At 62.4% G+C, this 18,334-nt stretch carries 12 protein-coding genes and 1 pseudogene; 11 read left to right on the plus strand and 2 right to left on the minus strand.

Annotated elements, in window-relative coordinates; all coding sequences use genetic code 11:
• Positions 1-48 precede the first annotated feature (48 nt).
• The 5 genes from HBN54_RS05995 to HBN54_RS06015 all read left to right on the plus strand — a co-directional run bounded on the left by HBN54_RS05995 (position 49) and on the right by HBN54_RS06015 (position 8,050).
• Complete coding sequence (locus HBN54_RS05995) at positions 49-888, plus strand: glycosyltransferase family 2 protein (protein WP_168672229.1); 840 nt, start codon at positions 49-51, stop codon at positions 886-888.
• A gap of 91 nt (positions 889-979) precedes the next feature.
• Positions 980-1,897: an alpha-1,2-fucosyltransferase gene (locus HBN54_RS06000; RefSeq protein ID WP_168672230.1), complete on the plus strand. Its 918-nt coding sequence runs from the start codon at positions 980-982 to the stop codon at positions 1,895-1,897.
• A 235-nt stretch (positions 1,898-2,132) separates the two neighbouring features.
• Complete coding sequence (locus HBN54_RS06005; RefSeq protein ID WP_168672231.1) at positions 2,133-3,329, plus strand: glycosyl hydrolase; 1,197 nt, start codon at positions 2,133-2,135, stop codon at positions 3,327-3,329.
• Positions 3,330-3,446: 117 nt separating this feature from the next.
• The gene (locus HBN54_RS06010) at positions 3,447-4,178 is read left to right on the plus strand and encodes an FkbM family methyltransferase (protein WP_168672232.1); all 732 of its coding nucleotides are present in this window, start codon (positions 3,447-3,449) and stop codon (positions 4,176-4,178) included.
• A 1,079-nt stretch (positions 4,179-5,257) separates the two neighbouring features.
• On the plus strand, positions 5,258-8,050 hold the full coding sequence (locus HBN54_RS06015) for an Ig-like domain-containing protein (RefSeq protein ID WP_168672233.1): 2,793 nt from the start codon (positions 5,258-5,260) through the stop codon (positions 8,048-8,050).
• Positions 8,051-8,063: 13 nt separating this feature from the next.
• On the opposite strand, the pseudogene HBN54_RS06020 reads toward HBN54_RS06015, so the two are convergent.
• Positions 8,064-8,788: pseudogene (locus HBN54_RS06020) on the minus strand (IS5 family transposase); the annotation flags it as partial.
• 324 nt (positions 8,789-9,112) lie between these two features.
• On the opposite strand from HBN54_RS06020, the gene gmd reads away from it, so the two are divergent.
• The 6 genes from gmd to HBN54_RS06050 all read left to right on the plus strand — a co-directional run bounded on the left by gmd (position 9,113) and on the right by HBN54_RS06050 (position 16,663).
• Positions 9,113-10,228 (plus strand): GDP-mannose 4,6-dehydratase, encoded by a 1,116-nt coding sequence (gene gmd, locus HBN54_RS06025; protein WP_168672234.1) that lies wholly within the window; start codon positions 9,113-9,115, stop codon positions 10,226-10,228.
• 51 nt (positions 10,229-10,279) lie between these two features.
• Positions 10,280-11,230: a GDP-L-fucose synthase family protein gene (locus HBN54_RS06030; protein ID WP_168672235.1), complete on the plus strand. Its 951-nt coding sequence runs from the start codon at positions 10,280-10,282 to the stop codon at positions 11,228-11,230.
• A 93-nt stretch (positions 11,231-11,323) separates the two neighbouring features.
• Positions 11,324-12,532 carry a glycosyltransferase family 61 protein gene (locus tag HBN54_RS06035; RefSeq protein WP_168672236.1) on the plus strand — a complete coding sequence of 403 codons (1,209 nt, stop codon included), beginning with the start codon at positions 11,324-11,326 and terminating at the stop codon, positions 12,530-12,532.
• A gap of 55 nt (positions 12,533-12,587) precedes the next feature.
• On the plus strand, positions 12,588-13,817 hold the full coding sequence (locus tag HBN54_RS06040) for a glycosyltransferase family 61 protein (protein ID WP_168672237.1): 1,230 nt from the start codon (positions 12,588-12,590) through the stop codon (positions 13,815-13,817).
• 162 nt (positions 13,818-13,979) lie between these two features.
• A complete protein-coding gene (locus HBN54_RS06045; RefSeq protein WP_168672238.1) occupies positions 13,980-14,990 on the plus strand; it encodes a glycosyltransferase family 2 protein in 1,011 nt (336 codons plus the stop codon).
• A gap of 299 nt (positions 14,991-15,289) precedes the next feature.
• On the plus strand, positions 15,290-16,663 hold the full coding sequence (locus tag HBN54_RS06050) for a T9SS type A sorting domain-containing protein (RefSeq protein WP_168672239.1): 1,374 nt from the start codon (positions 15,290-15,292) through the stop codon (positions 16,661-16,663).
• Positions 16,664-16,835: 172 nt separating this feature from the next.
• Here HBN54_RS06050 and HBN54_RS06055 read toward each other — a convergent pair whose 3' ends face one another.
• Positions 16,836-18,290, minus strand: coding sequence for a T9SS type A sorting domain-containing protein (locus tag HBN54_RS06055; protein WP_168672240.1), 1,455 nt, complete (start codon positions 18,288-18,290; stop codon positions 16,836-16,838).
• Positions 18,291-18,334 lie beyond the last annotated feature (44 nt).

Below are 18,334 nucleotides of genomic sequence, written 5' to 3' on the forward strand. Positions count from 1 at the left end.
AAACTGCTTCGGCACTAGTACCGGCTTCCATTTTCTGCACATTCTGTTATGCTCTACATCATAATCCCCGTTTTCAATCGCCTGCCCTACACCCGGGGTTGTTTGAATTCGTTGCGGCAGCAGTCCTGCCGCGATTTCCGCATCATCGTGGTCGACGATGGCTCAACCGACGGCACCGCGCAGGCGCTGGCAACCGAATTTCCAGAAGTCGAGGTGGTGACCGGCAACGGCAGCCTGTTCTGGACGGCGGGTGTGAACGCCGGTATGCGGCGGGCCCTGGCCCTGGGTGCCACCAGCGTGATGACGATGAACAACGACGTGCTGGCCCTGCCCGATTTCATTGAGCAGATGCTGGCCTGCGCGGCCCAGTACCCCACCGCCGTACTAGGCGCCCTGGAGCTTGACGCGGCCACGGGTGAGCCCGTTTACGGTGGCGAGCAGCTGGACTGGAGCACCAACACCCGCCACGACCTGCTGGCCGAGCTGCCCCCCACCGAGCGCCACGGGCTGCACCCCGTCACCTACCTACCCGGCCGGGGCCTGCTCATTCCGCTGGCCGTTATCGAAGCCATTGGCTTGTTTGACGAAAAGCGCCTGCCCCACTACCTGGCCGATTTTGATTACACCAGCGTGGCCCGTCGCCATGGCTTCCCGGTGTTCTGCAACTACGACGCCCGTCTAAGCACCTACCCCGATGAAAGCGGCCAAACGCAGACCCGGAACAAACGCAGCCTGCGTGGCTACCTGCAGCACCTTTTTGGCATCCGTGGCGGAGGCAACCTGCGCAACTTCACGCATTTTTCGCTCAAAAACTGTCCCATGCCTTTCCTGCCCTATTTTCTGCTGAACGGCTACGTGCGGCGGCTGGGGGGGTATTTCTTACACTAAGCCAGGACTGCGCACTGGCGCGGCCTGCCTTTGCTATTCCGCTTCATTTCTTATGCACTCCGGCCCAGCGCCGGGTCAACGCCTTTTTTCCATGGTTATTCTCACGCAAGACTTCGACGGCTTTGGAAACCACCTGTTGCTCACGTCGCACTTTCTGGCCAACGTAGTTGAACACAATTACGAACTGGCCATTCCCTCGTTCAGCCGCTACGTGCCGTATTTTGAGGGCACGGCCAACCAGGATTTTGAAGGACTGCCGGTGCGCCTGCAGCCCGGTGGAGCCGTGTTCGATGCCCTCTACCGCACGGTACGCATCCGCGGGGGCTGGGGCTGGAAGTGTCTCAGGCGCCTGCCCAGCCTGCAGCGCCTGCTGGGAGTGCGCCTGCTCCTCGACCACGGCTCCGATGAAGTTGACCTCAACGACCCCGCCTACCTGGACGCCGCCCGCTCCGAAAACCTGCTGATGCACACCTGGCAGTACCGCGACAAAATCCATTTTGCTCAACACGGCGACTTCCTGCGCCGGGTTTTCCGGCCTATTGCCGTGCATCGCCAAGTCGTGGAACAGGTACTGCGCACCAACCGCGCCGGCACCGATGTGCTGGTGGGCATCCACATTCGGCGGGGCGACTACGCGGGCTGGTACGGCGGGGCCTTCCTCTACGAAAACCCGACGTATGCCCGCGCCATGCGCCAGATGCAAGCCTTGTTTCCGGCCAGCACGCGGGTGCGGTTCCTGCTCTTCTCCAACGAGCCCATTGCCGATACCGACTTTGCCGATTTTGATACCGGCCGCTCGTCCGACCACCCGGTCGAGGACTTGTACGCCATGGCTGGCTGCGACTACATTATCGGGCCCATTAGCACCTACTCCATGTGGGCCTCTTTCTACGGGCGCGTACCACTTTTCCATCTACACCGCCCCGACCAGCCCATCAGCTCACTCGACGATTTTATGGTGTTTGAAGACCAAGCCAACATCAAGCGCTGGGAACCAAGCTTTTCCTAGCCGGCCGCAGTCTTCTTTTCGCTTAGCCCTTACCCTCAATTCGAGGAAATCAGACTTTCCTGCTGAGCGCCACACTCATCCTCAGGGTCAAACATTGCTTTTAAACAGCTTCTCCAGTAAGCCATCCCATGCCATGCCCGCGTCCAGCTCCCATCGTGCCCGCCCGCCCCGGTCCAGTTCTGGCCGGCAGCTTCGGCCGTCCCACCGGGCGGCCGTATGGCGCGGGCTCGCCGTCGTGGCGGCCCTGAGCGTGATGGGGCTGGGGGTGGCACACACCTTTGCCCCGGCCCCCAACCCCACGGCCCCGCTCGTGATTCGGCGGGGCGGCAGCTACACGGGCACTTACCGTAGCTCCGATTCGAACGTACCCTGCATCAGCGTCGAAACGCAACAGCCCGTTACCCTGCGCGGCTGTATATTAATAGGACCCGGCGATTTGATTCGGGCCAATGCCAGCGGAGCCCAGCTTACGGTGCGCGATTGCCGCGGCTACGGCCTGCCGCCTACCATCGACCAGGCCCGGCGCGGGCGCTTTCTGGAGGCCAGCTCGGCCCGTTCGCTCACCATCGAGCACAACTACTTCGAGCAAACCACCGGCATCAACGTGCATCAGTGGGGCGGCGACGGCTCACCCGCCCAAACCCTGACGGTGCGCTACAACCAGTGCCGCAACGTCGACGGCCGCCTGCGGGGCGGCGGCGAGGAGTTCGCCAATTTCCTGGGCTTGAATGGGGTATTTGGCCTCGTCAACGCAGAAATATCGTGGAATGAGGTTATTAACGAGCCGGATAAGTCGCTGGCGGCCGACGTCATCAACATTTTCAACTCGAGCGGCACCCGCCGAAGTCCTCTCCGCATACACGACAATTACATTCAGGGAGCCTATCCCTTCCCCGCCACCAGCCGCGACTATGCTGGCTCCGGCATCACCCTCGATAGCGACAAGAAACTGCACAGTGCCCTCACCACCACCGCGTTTGTGCATGGCTACCGCAACCAGCTGGTGAGCACCTGCGCGGCCCTCAACATTGCCGCCGGCCACGACAACACTTTTTTCGATAACCGCATTGTCACCAGCGGGCTGCTGCCCAATGGTGACCGCCTGCAAGCCAATTATGCCGGCATTGGCCTCTGGAATGCCTACCATCAGTCTACTTCGGCATTTTTCAACAATAGCTTTCGCGACAACACCATTGGCTTTGTACACTGGGACAGCAACTCGTCCCCTGCCAACCGGCAGGATACCAGCCCCGACGCCTGCACGCCCTGCACTGCCACCCGCCACCTTCCAAGCCCCGTTTCGCTGGCCACCGAGCAGTTGGAATGGCGGCTGTGGCAGCAAAAACTGCGGCATGCCGCTATTCGGGTGGGGCCGGCATCTACCGCGTCTGACCGGGCTGCTGCCAGAGCCATGGGCGTAGCAGTCCAATAGATTAAGGTTGAAATTATTTGTTAAATATTATATTTAATATATGTATTACACCAATTAAATCCCTATCTTTAGCATCCTCTCCACTCACCTTTTTTGCCCTGCCTTATGGAGCCCGTTATGAAAACCCTCGCCCGCACCGCCCGGGCAATGACCCGCTCATGCGGAGTCGACATTGTGCGCTACCAGCCCCTTGAAGACACGCTTTTGGGCCAGCGCGGGCAGCTAATCCGGCAATCCGGCATCAACTTGGCGTTCGACATTGGGGCCAACGTGGGTCAGTTTGGTCACGAACTGCGCACCTACGGCTATCAGGCCGAAATTTTGTCGTTTGAGCCGCAGCGCGCCGCCTACCAACAGCTAAAAGCCGCCGCCGCCACCGACCCCCTGTGGCATACCTACCACCACGCGTTTGGCGAAGTGGCCGGCACTACAACCATCAACCTATCGCAAAACTCGCACAGCAGCTCGCTACTGCCCATGCTCGAAGCTCACCTGGCCTCTGCCCCCGATTCAGCTTACGTGGGGAAGGAGGAAATAGAGGTGCGAACCCTCAACGACTTCTGGCAGGAACACGGTGACCGGTACAGCGACCGGCGCATTATGCTCAAAATCGACGTCCAAGGCTTTGAAAAGTACGTGCTGGCGGGCGCCTCATCCTTTCTGCCCTACGTTTCCCTTATCGAACTGGAAATGTCGCTCGTGGAGCTCTACAACGGTGAAATGCTGTACCAGGAAATGATGGCCTACTTGCGCTCACTGGGCTTTGGCACGCTGCTCACGCTTATTCCCGGGCACAGTAACCACGACACCGGGCGGTTGCTCCAATTCGACGGTGTTTTTGGTCGGTAGCTGCCTGCTGTTTCCGCTGGCCTAAAAAGGGGTAGTACCACGGCTTTTCAGTCGTCGTACCGCTAAACGCCTCTTTGCCGCTGCCGTGTGCAATACCAATTAGTGGTGCGACGAAGCCCGGTGGGCAATTCGTCGCACCACTCTGCTTTGGGCCCCTGCCGTTCTTCCTGTGCTTCTGCCGAGCCTAGTGCCGTTGGCTTCGGCTCGCGCACGTTGCAGCCCACCGAGCCAACGGTATCACCCTGGCTTACGCAGACCAAGGCTATGCCCGAGTGGGCCCGGCACAACCCGCCGCCGAGCACGGCATTGGCTCGTAGGTCGTCAAAGCAAGGCAGTAGCCCTAACCACAAAGTTCGCGCTACCGACAACTGCGTTACATCAGTACAGGTCCAGGACACCAAGTGGCAGGTTAAACCGGCATCAGGACATCGCGGAAAATAGGCCTTTGGGGGTAGCAGGAGCAAATTTATGATAATCAAATATCCAAAATACAACTATTGAATATAATTTTAATACAATTTTTATACGAAAATAAACTTTTTTTATAATAAAAGTCAATATTATATATTTTCGTTAACGCAAATTTATTGAATTAGCACTTTACTTAGTCATAAAAAAAATTGCGTTATAATTCTTTAGCAATTATCGTTTATTTTAGTCCAGAAGCCAAAGAAACTTGTCCAATTAACGGGCCTTCAAACTGTGCTGGCAACAGTGAAAACCTAAAACAAGAACAGGCCTAATTATCTTAATTTGGAGTCATTACAGACACATTCGTATTTATTTCGGTGTGTTTAGCCCTCAGCAATGGGCATTGTTTCCAAGGTTGGGAAAACACTAAAAAGAGGTATGGCTAAGATGCAGCATTTCATAATTGCATTTTAACAGATATGACGAAACTGATTATACCACTTGGAACAAATTGATTTTTGGACTGGTTGAAGGGGCCATTACTGTCCAATTTTTTTCGTTTTACGTTTTTCAGAATGCAAAAAAGACCAAGTATCACCTCTGCAACTTTGGCTGCGCCCAATCAGCAAGCCAAATTCCTTTCTTTCGCCTTCTCCTTTTTTATAATAATGGCGTCGAGCTTCCACCCGGTACAGGCACAAGCTCCTAACGTAACGTATTCCGGCCCCTTGGTTATTACGACGGGCGGCACCTACACCGGCAACTACCGTAGCAACGATGCGACGCCAGCCGTTTCGATTAAAACGACCCAACCGGTTGTTCTGGACAACTGCATCATTGCCGGGGTGGGCGACCTTATTGATGCGTCGAATGGCGGGGCCACTCTCACCGTGCGCAACTGCCGGGCTTACGCCCTGCCCCAAACGGCCAGCAACGTCCGCCACGGGCGCTTTGTGGAGGCAGTTTCGGCCCGTTCCCTCACCATCGAGCATAACTACTTCGAGCACACCACCGGCATCGACGTATACTTATGGGGTGGCAACGGCACTGCACAGCAAACCCTTACGGTGCGCTACAACAAGTGCCTCGACATTGATGGCCGCATGCTGAATGGCAAAGAAGACTGGTCGAATTACCTCGGCATGAACGGCGTGCTCGGCCTGGTAGGGGCTGAAATTGCTTGGAACGAAGTTATCAACGAGCCCAACGAGTCGTGGGTGGAAGACAACATCAACTTCTTTAACTCGGGTGGCACCGCCAACAGCCACGTGCTGGTGCACGACAACTACGTTCAGGGCGCTTACCCTTACCCGGCCACCAGCCCCGACTACCTCGGTTCGGGTCTGATTACGGACGGCGACGTTCCTTCCGGCAACACGGCCTCTACGGTATCGGCTTTCGTGGATGCTTACCACAACCAGTTTGTGAGCACCTGCGCCGCTATCAACATCGCCGCTGGCCACGACAACCACTTCTACGAGAATCGCATCGTTACCAGCGGCTTGCTGCCCGACGGCACGCGCCTACAGGCCAACTACGCTGCCGCCGGTCTCTGGAATGCCTACAACAAGCCTAGCTCGGTGTTCTACAACAACGACATGCTGAATAACACCATTGGTTTCTACTTCAAGGGCGGCAACACGCCCTACACCAACCGCCAGGATACCAGCCCCGGCGCCTGCCCCACCTGCACCCCCACCACGCACTTCCCAGACCGCCCGCTGACGCTGGCCGATGAGCAGGCCGAATGGACGCTGTGGCAGCAAAAGCTGCAGCAGAACGGCATCACGCTGGGCGCTGGCGGCACCAGCGGTGGCGGCACTACTACGCCCACCACGCCGACCACGCCCCCCGCGCCCAGCGCCCCCACCGTTAGCCTGAGCGCGCCGAGCACCGGCACCGTGGGCACGGCCCTGAACCTGACGGCCTCGGCCGCGGCCGCCAACGGCACCATCACCAAAGTCGAGTTCTTCAGCGGGGCCACCAAGCTCGGCGAAGACCTGACCGCTCCCTATACCTTTGGCTTCACGCCCGCTGCAGCCGGCACGCTCAGCCTCACGGCCCGCGCCACCAACAACGCCGGAGCCGCTACCTCCACGGCCGTTTCGTCGGTAACCGTGACGGCCGCTACTACGACTACGCCGCCTACTACCACGCCGCCTACCGGCACTACGCCGACCAACGCCACCTTCGTACGCGCCATTAACGTAGGCGGCACGGCCACCACCGTCGACGGCCTGAGCTTTGAGGACGGCAACAGCGCCGGCAACTTCCAAATCAACGGCTCGCCCTTCGCCAACCAGGGCGTGGCCCTGAACCCGGCCACCGATGCCGCCCGTGCGGCCATGATTCGCGCTTCGGTGTACGACCCCAACATTAACGCGGCTGTGGGCGGCGTGGCCAGCGGTACCTACAGCGTGTACCTCTACATGTGGGAGGATAACAACCCGGTGACCCTCAACATTACCCTAGAAGGCCAGACCGTGCAGTCGAACTACAGCAGCGGCAACGGCGGCCACTGGGACCGCCTCGGCCCCTTCACGGCCAACATCACCGACGGTATCATCAACATCGGCACCGTGAGCAGCAACAACAACAACCTCTCGGGCATCGAAATCTGGAAGCAGAACGCGGGCACTACCGCACCTACCACGCCCACTACGCCGACTACGCCCCCCGCGCCCAGCGCCCCCACCGTTAGCCTGAGCGCGCCGAGCACCGGCACCGTGGGCACGGCCCTGAACCTGACGGCCTCGGCCGCCGCCACCAACGGCACCATCGCCAAAGTGGAGTTCTTCAGCGGCGCCACCAAGCTCGGCGAAAGCCTGACGGCGCCCTACGCCTTTAGCTTCACGCCCGCTGCAGCCGGCACGCTCAGCCTCACGGCCCGCGCCACCAACAACGCCGGGGCCGCTACCTCCACGGCCGTTTCGTCGGTAACCGTGACGGCTGCTACTACGACTACGCCGCCTACTACCACGCCGCCCACCTCCACGCCGCCCACCTTTGTGCGTGCCGTGAACCTGGGGGGCAAGGCCATCACCCTCGATGGCAAGAGCTGGGCCGCCAGCGCCAGCGCTTCTAACTTCAAAGCCACCGGCCTCACCACGTTTGCCAACCAGAACGTGACCCTGACGCCTTCCACCGACGCTACCCGCGCCAGCATGATTCGCGCCTCGATGTACGGCAGCGACACGGGCCTGGCCCTGGGCGGCGTATCGAGCGGCACCTACAGCGTGTTCCTCTATGTGTGGGAGGACAACAACGCGGAAAACTTCAGCATCTCCCTCGAAGGCAAGACCGTGCTGAGCAACTACAACTCCGGTTCGGCCGGCCACTGGGACCGCCTCGGCCCCTTCACGGCCAACGTGACCGACGGCACCGTGAACATCGGCACCACTGGCGGCATGGCCAACATCTCGGGCATCGAGCTCTGGAAACAAGCCACCCCGCTGCCCTAGGGTGTGAGGACAATCAGCGCAACCAATCGAGTGCGGCGGCCACGTGCCAGAAGGCCAAGAAAGAAACGACGGTTTTTTCGTAGCGGGTGGCCAAGCGCCGATACTGTTTGAGACGGCCAAAAAAGCGTTCGATTTTGTTGCGGTCCCGGTAGATTTCTTCGTCCATTTCCGCCGGCTTCACCCGTCCGGGGTGGCTGGGAATCACGGCCTCGATGCCGTGCTCCGCACAATAAGCGCGGTTTTCGTCGCTGTCATAGGCCGTGTCAGCCAAGACTTTTCCCGGCCGCAAGCCGTTGAGCAAGGGCAAGGTCTGGGGGCAATCCCCCGCCTGTCCTTCGGTGGCCAGCAGGCGCACGGCATTGCCCAGCGCGTCGGTGCAGGCGTGGATTTTGGTGCTCATTCCGCCCCGGCTACGACCCAGGCATTCAGCGGCGGGGGCGCTTTTTTTTGGCCCGCCGAGTGCTGATGGGCCCGTAAAATGGTGGAATCGAGCATGACCCACTCCAACTCCGGGGCTTTTAGGGCCTCAAACAAGGCCTCCCACACGCCCTTTTGCGCCAATCGGCGGAAGCGACGGCAGACCGAATTCGGCTTGCCGAAGCGCTCGGGCAGGTCGGCCCACGGGACCCCGGTGCGCATCAGCCACACGACGGCGTTGAAAAACAGCCGATTATCTTTGGCCGTAACCCCGCAGTCGGTCGCCTTCCCCGAAAGCAGGGGTGCAACCACCGTCCACTGCCGGTCCGTTATTTCGTGACGACGCATAAGCTAACTTGGTTTTGCCCGAAGGTAATTGTCCTCACGCTCTAGTCTGCACGCCTGATTATTGCGCAACGCGCACCTGCTCAAAAGCCTGGCCCCTGCGGCCAGGCTTTTTTGGTTTCGGGCCGCCCGCCCGCCTTACCCGGAAGTATGCCCGGTAGTATAACAGGTTTTTTTTGTCGATAACATATTTAAAAACATTATTAATATACGAATCTTGATATAATTTACTATCTTGCTATCACCTAGGCTATCCGAGGTACCTGACGGTCATTTCTCCCCTCATTTTCATCGCTGCTTATGAAATGTGCATTAATTACTGGAATTACGGGCCAGGACGGGGCCTATCTGGCCGAGCTGCTGCTGGCCAAAGGGTACGAAGTGCACGGCATCAAGCGCCGCTCGTCGATGTTCAATACTGACCGCATCGACCACTTGTACCAGGACCTGCACGAGAAGGACGTGCGCTTCAAGCTACACTACGGCGACCTGTCCGATGCCACGAACCTGATTAGAATCGTGCAGGAAGTGCAGCCCGACGAGATTTACAACCTCGGGGCCATGTCGCACGTCAAGGTTTCGTTCGACACGCCCGAGTACGCAGCCGACGTAGACGGGCTGGGCACGCTGCGCCTGCTGGAGGCCATCCGCATTCTGGGCCTGGGCAAAAAAACCCGGCTTTATCAGGCCAGCACGTCTGAGCTGTATGGGCTGGTGCAGGAGGTGCCGCAGCGCGAGAGCACGCCCTTCTACCCGCGCTCGCCCTACGCCGTGGCCAAGCTCTACGCCTACTGGATTACGGTGAACTACCGCGAGGCCTACGGCCTGTATGCCTGCAACGGCATCCTGTTCAACCACGAAAGCCCGCGCCGGGGCGAAACCTTTGTTACGCGCAAGATTACGCGGGCCGTGGTGCGCATTGCCTTGGGCCTGCAGGACCGCCTCTACCTCGGCAACCTGGATGCCCGGCGCGACTGGGGCCACGCCAAGGACTACGTGGAGGCCATGTGGCGCATGCTGCAGCAGGACGAGCCCCGCGACTATGTGATTGCCACCGGCGTGACCACCCGGGTGCGCGAGTTTGTGCGGCTGGCTTTCGCCGAGCTGGGCGTAGAAGTAGACTTTGCGGGCGAGGGCGTGGCCGAAGTGGGCTACGTGGTAGCCTGCCACAACCCCGATTTCCAGCTGCGCCCCGGCCAGGAAGTGGTGGCCGTAGACGCGGCCTACTTCCGCCCCACCGAGGTAGAGCTGCTCATCGGCGACCCTACGCGGGCCCGCACCGAACTGGGCTGGGTGCCGAAGTATGACCTGGCCGGCCTGGTAAGCGACATGGTGCAGAGCGACCTGACGCTTTTCCGGCGCGATACCGTGCTGCTGCAGGCCGGCCATGCCGTGCTCAGCTACCACGACGAGTAGCCGCCGCGGCCTGCCGCGCCCTTCTTCCGTTCCGACTTCGCTTTTTTACTCATGGAAAAGAATTCCAGCATTTACATCGCCGGCCACCGGGGCATGGTGGGCTCGGCGCTGCTGCGCGAGCTCACGCGCCGGGGCTACACCAACCTCATCACCCGCACCTCGGCCGAGCTCGACCTGACCAACCAGGCCGCCGTGGCCCGCTTTTTTGCCGAAAACCGGCCCGAATACGTGCTGCTGGCCGCCGCCAAGGTGGGCGGCATCCACGCCAACAACACCCTGCGGGCCGATTTCATCTACGAAAACATCATGATTGAGGCCAACGTGCTGCACGAAAGCTACCGCTGCGGCGTGCGCAAGCTGCTGTATCTGGGCTCGTCGTGCATCTACCCCAAGCTGGCCCCGCAGCCCATCCGCGAAGAATACATCCTCACCGGCCCGCTGGAGCACACCAACGAGCCCTACGCTATTTCCAAAATCGCGGGCGTGAAGATGTGTGAGGCCTACCGCGACCAGTACGGCTGCAACTTTATCACGGTGATGCCCACCAACCTCTACGGCCCCAACGACAACTACGACCTGGAAAGCTCGCACGTAATGGCCGCCCTGCTCCGCAAGTTTGAGGAAGCCGTGCAGCACCACCGGCCCCGCGTGGACGTGTGGGGCACCGGCACCCCCCGCCGCGAGTTCCTGCACGTAGACGACCTGGCCGAGGCCTGCCTCTTCCTGATGGACCATTACGACGAAGCCAGCCCCCTGAACGTGGGCACCGGCGACGACCTGAGCATCCGCGAGCTGGCCGAGCTCATTGCCGACCTCACGGGCTTTGCCGGCGAAATCTACTTCGACTTCTCGCGGCCCGACGGCACCATGCGCAAGGTGCTCGACGTGAGCCGGATAGAGGCTCTGGGCTGGCGCCACCGCATTTCGCTGCACGCCGGCCTGCGCCAGGTGCTGGCTTCGGCCGAATGGCAGGCGGCCAACCAGGCCGTGCCCGTGCAGTAGCACGGGTTGACTGGCGATAAAAGCCCGTCATGACGGGCGAAACCAACACACCTCCTGACCACCATCCGCTTTCATCCTTTTTCTGTTGTGAAAATGACTGATATCCTGAACCGTGGGCAGCAGCGGGCGGGCCGCCTGCTGCGCGAGTTGCTGCCCCGCCGCCAGCACTACCGCCCCGTGGGTGTGCACTTCAGCAGCCGGGGCGTAGCCACCCGGCCCGACAGCGGGGCGCGCTACACCGAGGTGTACCCCGCGCAGATATCGCACCTCAACGTGACGCCCGACCTGTATGCCCACACCACCGACTACGGCGGCCTGCACGCCAAGCCCAACCGCCTGGAGCAGACCCCGGCGGCCTTCGTGCTGGCCCTGGCCGAGGGCCGCCTGCTGGCCGACAACGCCCTGAGCGTGGCCGTCATCAGTGCCGATAACCGGCTGGTGGGCGATGCCTCGTTTCAGTACGACCCCTGGCGCTCGGACTTGGCCCGGCCCGAGGAAAACAACGTGTTTGCCCAGCGCTGGTTTTCGGAGCCGCGCCGGGTGCGCGGCACGGTGGCCAGCCTGCTCTCGGGCGGCGGGGCGGCGGTGGGCAACTACTACCACTGGCTGATTGACTCGCTGCCCCGCTTGCACCTGCTCAAAAAAGCGGGTTTCTGGGACGAAATCGACTATTTTTTGGTGTACGATGGGCAGCGGCGCTTCGTGGCCGACTCGTTGCGCGCCCTGGGCATCCGGCCCGAGCAGGTGCTCGACCTGCGCACCCACCGCCACCTCGTAGCCGACCGCCTGCTGGTGACCTCGCCCGTGCGCGGCGCGGGCACCCACACGCCACAATGGGCCTGCTCCTTCCTGCGCGACGAGCTGCGCGCCGCCGCCGCGCCCCAAACCTTCAGCCCCTACGTGTACCTGAGCCGGCGCGACGCCCCCGCCCGCCACGTCCTCAACGAGCCCGATGTGGAAGCCCTGCTGCGCCCCTATGGCTTCGAGACGCACGTGCTGGGCGACTACAGCTTTGGGCAGCAGCTGGCGCTGTTTGCCGGGGCGCGGGCCGTGGTGGCCCCCACCGGCGCGGGCCTGGCCAACCTGGTGTTTGCCCCGGCCGGCACACCGGTGGTCGAGCTGTTTCCCAAGCACTTCACGGTGGTGGAGTACCCCGAGCTGTGCTACCGCCTGGGCCTGCCCCACCGCTACCTGGTGGCCGATGCCGCCAATGGCCCGCTCACCTCGCGCCGCGCCGGCTGGCGCGAAAACCTCACCGTGGACCTCAACGCCCTCAGCAGCTGCCTGCACCAGGTGCTGTGATGCCGGGCCAGCCCCCGCCGGGCTGTATGCTTCCCACCAGTTAACCTATTTTATTATGCAAGACCTTTTTACCCGCGCCCAACGGCACACCGGCCACCTGCTGCGGGGCCTGGTTCCGCACAACGAACACCTGCGCCCCACCGGCGTGCACTCCACCGCCAAAGCCCTGGCCGACCAGCCCGGCAGCGGCGCGCACTACGTGGAAGTATACCCCGGCTACACTTCGCACCTCACCGTGCCCGATGCGTTTGTGGCCCTGGCCCCGCCCTACTACAAGTGCATTGCCGAGCGGGAAGAAGTGCCCGCCGCTTTCGTGCTGCTGCTGCCCAATGCCCGCATCAACGCCGACCATTTTGGCAGCCTGGCCGTGATAGCGGCCGATAATTACCTGGTGGGGGATGTGTCGCTGCAGTTTTCGGCGGGCAGCTTCGCGGTGGCCCCACCGGCGGAAAACCCCATTTTCCGGCAGCGCTACTTCCGGCCGCCGGGCCAGGTTTCGGGCACGGTGTGCAGCCTGCTGTCGGGCGGCGGCACGGCCGTGGGCAACTACTACCACTGGCTGCTCGACTCGCTGCCCCGCCTGCATTTGGTAGAAGAAGCCGGGTTGTGGGACGAGATTGACTACTTCCTGATTTACAACCGCGAGCAGCACTTCGTGATGGAAACCCTGCTGGCGCTGGGCATTCGCAACGAGCAGATAATCGACCTGCAAACCACTACCCACCTGCAGGCCCAACGGCTGCTGCTCACCTCGCCGGTGCGCGGCACCGGCCACCACGCCCCGCGCTGGGTGGGCGAGTTTATGAAGGATGCCTTCCGGCCCCTGGCCACCACGGCGGCGCGCGCTACCCACTTCAGCCCGCTGGTGTACGTGAGCCGGCGCGATGCCGCCTTTCGGCGGGTGCGCAACGAGGCCGAGGTGGAGGACCTGCTGGCCGAATACGGCTTCGAGAGCTACGCCCTCACCGAGCTGAGCTTTCGCGAGAAGGCAGCTCTGTTTTCCGGGGCGCGGGCGGTGGTGGGGCCGGTGGGCGCGGGCCTGGCCAATATTCTGTTTTGTGCCGAGGGCACGCCGCTCATCGAGCTGCTGCCCCGCAACCTGGTGGTGCCCGACTACCTCGACCTCACGGCCCGCCTGGGCATGCCGCATTATCCCATCATCTGCGCGCCGGACGCGGCCTCGGGCCAGCGCGCCACCGCCGACCGCCAGGACGACCTTACCGTGGACCTGAAAGCCCTGCGCCAGACCGTGGAAGCGGCCCTGCGCCAGCCGGTGAATGCGTGATAAAGCGACCATCAAGGATATTAAAGAAGGTCGTCATGCTGAGCGCAGCCGAAGCATCTCTACCGCTTCGTTGCAGTCGTCGTTGATTACTTATGCGGTAGAGATGCTTCGGCTGCACTCAGCATGACGGTCTGGATAACAGTACAACATTTCCCTACCGCCATGCCCTCCGTCCTGATTTCCGTCGTGAGCTGGAACAGCGCCGACGTCATCGAAGCCTGCCTGCGCTCGATACTGGCCCAAACGTATGCCGATTTTGAGGTGTGGGTGGTCGATAATGCCTCGGCTGATGATACCTGCGCCCGCGTGGCCGCCCTGGCCGCCACCGATGCCCGCGTGCGCCTGCACCCGCTGCCGCACAATACCGGCTTCTGCGGCGGCCACAACTACGCCCTCGACCGCACCACCTCGGAGGCCGTGCTACTGGTGAACCCTGACATTGAAATGGCCGTGAACTACCTGGGCCGGGCCATGGCCACGCTGCGCGCCCACCCCGACGCGGGCACGGTGTGCGGCCTGCTGCTGCAAAACCCCGGGGCCGCCCCGCGCATCGACAGCACCGGACTGGAGGCCCTGCCCGACGGCCGCTTCCGGCTGCGCCACCACGGCCAGCCGCTGGCCGAAATGGCCCTCACGGCCGGCCCGGTAGACGGGGCCGATGGCGCGCTGCCGCTCTACCGCCGCACGTTTATCGATGATTTGCGGGTGGATGGCCAGTTTTTCGACGAGCGTTTTTTTGCCCACAAGGAGGACTGGGACATTGCCTGGCGGGGCCGCCTCTACGGCTGGACCACCGTGTTTGAGCCCGCCTGCCGGGCCCTGCACCCGCGCGAGTTCCGGCCCGCCGACCTGCGCCGCCGCCTGCGCCTGAATGGCACCATTAAGGCCGATGCCGTGAAAAACCAGTGGCTGCTGCTGCTCAAGAACCCGCCGGCCCGGCAGCTGCCGGGCCTGTGGCTGCGGGCACTGCCCCGGCAGCTGGGCATCCTGCTCTACTGCCTGCTGCTGGAGCGGCCCTCGCTGCGCGCCTACCGGTATGTGTGGCAGCACCGGGGTGGCATCTGGACCACGCGGGCGCTCATTCAGGCGCGGGCGGCACAGCCGGGGCCGGCGGCGGCGCGGGTGGCGGTGGCTCCCTGGCGGCCGGTGCACGCGCCGGCCACTGCCGTTTAGCGGCGGTGTAAACACATCATTATTAGAGCAAAACTCTGTTTATCAGGTCGATTTTAGACTCCTGCGTGGTTGGCCGCAGCCGTGTGTGCTGGTGTAGTTGGAGCAGCACGCAGCTTGCCTGCCACTACCGGACCAGTCGCCTAAAAAAATTCACACGAACCAAAATAAAAACCAGAAAAATTGATATTTATTATTTAATTATATATATTATATTTGTTATGACCCATCGATTGGCAATATCCCTGGAAACCCGTGCCCGGCCGGGCCGGTGAAGTACTCACTTTAACGCTTTCCGCATTATGAAAATCAAGGTCTACCTATCATTGTTAATCAGCTTTTTTGCCTGGGCAACGCCACTGCTGCCGGCTTGGGTAGCGGGTACGGGCACCACGGTGGCAGCGGCCTCCATTACCGGCTTCACGCTGGTGAATGCCGACAACAACCTGGACCTTTTCGCCCTGACGCCGGGCATGGTGATAGACCTGGCCACGCTGCCCACCCGCAACGTCAACATCCGGGCCGATACCGACCTGCCCCTGCCGGGCAGCGTGGTAATGGTGCTGACCGGTGCCCAGTCGCGCATTGAAATTCAGGACTTTGCGCCTTACGCGCTGTTCAGCGACTTCCAGGGCAACTATTTCCCGTGGTCGCCGCCGGTGGGCAGCTACTCGCTGTTGGCCACGCCTTTTGATGACCCCGGCGGGGCCGGAGCCAGCGGCGCGCCCCTCACGCTCAGCTTCACGGTGGTGAATTCGGTGGGCGGCATCACGGGCTTCACGCTGGTAAATGCCGATACGAATGGCGACATCCAGCCCCTGACGTCCGGCATGACTCTCACGCTGGCCACGCTGCTCACCCGCAACCTCAACGTGCGGGCCAATACCACGCCGGCTACGGTGGGCAGCGTGGTTTTCGACCTCACCGGCCCCCAAACCTACTCGAGCATCGAGAATGTGGCCCCGTACGCGCTGTACAGCGATTTGAATGGCAACTACAACGCCTGGACCCCGGTGGGGGGCACCTACACGCTCACGGCCACGGTTTTCGACGCGCCGCAGGGCGGCGGGGCGCAGGGTTCGGGGCTGACCATCAGCTTTGTGGTTGTGGCCCCGCCGTTGCCGGTGCGGCTCACGGCGTTTCTGGCCGAGCCGCTGGGGCCGGGTGCGGTGCAGCTGCGCTGGAACACGGCCACCGAGGAGCAGAACAAGGAATTTGTGGTGCAGCGCAGCGCCGATGGGCAGGACTTCATCGCCCTGGCCCACGTGCCCGGGCACGGCAACACCACGCTGCCGCAGGCTTATCAATACAACGACAAGCAGCTGCCCGCCAACCTCACTAAGCTATACTACCGCCTGCAGCAGGTAGATGTGGATGGCACGCGCACCTACTCGCCGGTGCGGGTGGTGGCCGTGGTGCCCGGCGCGGCCCCGGCCATGCTCCAGGCCTTTGTGCCCACCCCCGCCGATGGCCAGCTGCACTACACCTTCGCCGGCCCGGCCACCGGGACCGAGGAGCTGGTGCTGTATTCCATTATGGGGCAGCGGCTGGGGCACTACCCGCTGGCGGCCTCGGGCACCGGCACCGTGCCGGTGGCCGGGCTGGCGGCCGGCACCTATGTGCTGCACCTCGTGAACGCGGGCGGCAGCTACGCGGGGCGTTTCGTGCTGCCGTAGCAGCGGCTGGTTTGCGGCATTTCAAAAAGCCGGTCATCCTGAGCTTGCGAAGGACCTTATCACGCTCGAACAGTGGACCTCCAACGAGATTCCAGGCGCGATAAGGTCCTTCGCACGCTCAGGATAACAAGTGCCTATAACACCAAACATCCCCTGCTGATTCACTCCGCCCCTATTCGCGCACAAACATGCGCCGTACGGGGCCGCTGGCCGTTTCCAGCTCCAGGTGGTAGAGGCCACCGGGCAGGCCGCCCAGCTCTACGGTGGCCGGCCCGGCGGGCATATTGCCCTGGCGCAATAGCTGGCCGAGGTGGTTGCGCACGCGGTAGACCGTGGCGGCCACCCCCGTGATGAGGAGCCGCTCCCGGGCCGGGTTGGGGTAGAGCAGCACCGGCGCTGCGGCCCCCGGCCCCACCGCCACCACCGGCGACAACGTGGCCGCGCCGCCCACGTCTACCTGCCGCAGGCGGTAGTAGAGCGCAGCCAGCGGGGAGGCGGCATCGAGTAGGGTATAGCTGGTGGGCTGAAACGTGGTGCCGCTTCCCAGCACGGTGGCAATGGGGGCAAAGGCCCGGCCATCGGCGCTGCGCTGCACCTCGAAACGGGCATTTTGCTGTTCGCTGGCGGTGGCCCAGCGCAGGTGCACGCCGGTGGCCTGACGCTGGGCGGCAAACGCGGTGAGCACCACGGGCAACGGTCCGGCGGGCGCGAATACCTGCTGAAACGCAATTTGCTGCAAGGCCACGGCGGCGGCGGCGGTGATGCCGAGCGCCACGGCAGCCTGCTCGGTGGGGCCAAGCAGGCGCGGGTCGAGGCCGGTGAGCTGGGCAAATAGCACACAGGCGGCCAGATAGGAGCCCCACTTGCTGGCGTGAAAATGGTCGGGGCCCCACAGGTTCAGGGGGCCGGGGCTGGGGGTATAGGGATTGCGCTGGGCCACGCCGGCCTGCATGGCCCGCAGCCAAGCATCGCCCACGGGGGCCACGGTGGCGAAGCGCGGGTTTTGGGCAGCCAGATAGGCATAGGCCCGGCGCAGGTCGCGCATCATGGTATCGAGGGGCAGGCCCGAGTAGGGCTGGCCGGCCGGGTAGGTCATGTCGGCCCGGGGCCAGGTCTGGAACAGGTAGACCCGGGCGGCAGGGCTGCCGGCGTGCACGGCCTGCTCAAGGCGGGTGGCGTAGGTGAGAAAACTGGCGGGCTGGCCGGTGCGGGCCACGGGCAGGGGCTGCGTGCTGCTTTCCTGAAGCACCACCTGGTCCCACGGCCCCGCCTGCACCACGGCCATGGCGTTGGTGTAGTGGTACACGAGCGAGGCACCATTCACCAGTTCGATGTGAACATCATAAGGCCGGCCGGCCTGGTCGGCCATTTTTTTGAATATACCCGGCACGCCGCCCCAGGGACCGGGCGTGGCGGGGTCTAACTGATAGCGCGGGCTGCCGGGCGGCTGGTTGTGGTTTTCGTCGGTGATGGCAGCGGCGTTGTAGTTCAGCACCGGCTCGTACATGCCGTGCGTGAAGCTGTTGCCGACGAATAGAATGCGCGTTTGGGCGGTAGCCGGGCCAGCCAGCAGTGCGGCCCAGCAGCAGCAGCTCAGCAGCCAGCAGGAGTATAAGCGGTGCACCATATCGGGGGACTGAAGAAGAAAGCTGAAACGGGCGAAAAAATCCC

This window comes from Hymenobacter artigasi (genome assembly GCF_012275535.1).
GTDB classification, from domain to species: Bacteria; Bacteroidota; Bacteroidia; order Cytophagales; family Hymenobacteraceae; genus Hymenobacter; species Hymenobacter artigasi.

Coding starts and splice junctions, on each gene's coding strand:
- HBN54_RS06045 (WP_168672238.1), top strand. CDS start 13,980: ATGCCCTCCGTCCTGATTTCCGTCGTGAGCTGGAACAGCGCCGACGTC.
- gmd (WP_168672234.1), top strand. CDS start 9,113: ATGAAATGTGCATTAATTACTGGAATTACGGGCCAGGACGGGGCCTAT.
- HBN54_RS05995 (WP_168672229.1), top strand. CDS start 49: ATGCTCTACATCATAATCCCCGTTTTCAATCGCCTGCCCTACACCCGG.
- HBN54_RS06030 (WP_168672235.1), top strand. CDS start 10,280: ATGGAAAAGAATTCCAGCATTTACATCGCCGGCCACCGGGGCATGGTG.
- HBN54_RS06040 (WP_168672237.1), top strand. CDS start 12,588: ATGCAAGACCTTTTTACCCGCGCCCAACGGCACACCGGCCACCTGCTG.
- HBN54_RS06055 (WP_168672240.1), bottom strand. CDS start 18,290: ATGGTGCACCGCTTATACTCCTGCTGGCTGCTGAGCTGCTGCTGCTGG.
- HBN54_RS06015 (WP_168672233.1), top strand. CDS start 5,258: ATGGCGTCGAGCTTCCACCCGGTACAGGCACAAGCTCCTAACGTAACG.
- HBN54_RS06050 (WP_168672239.1), top strand. CDS start 15,290: ATGAAAATCAAGGTCTACCTATCATTGTTAATCAGCTTTTTTGCCTGG.
- HBN54_RS06010 (WP_168672232.1), top strand. CDS start 3,447: ATGAAAACCCTCGCCCGCACCGCCCGGGCAATGACCCGCTCATGCGGA.
- HBN54_RS06000 (WP_168672230.1), top strand. CDS start 980: ATGGTTATTCTCACGCAAGACTTCGACGGCTTTGGAAACCACCTGTTG.
- HBN54_RS06035 (WP_168672236.1), top strand. CDS start 11,324: ATGACTGATATCCTGAACCGTGGGCAGCAGCGGGCGGGCCGCCTGCTG.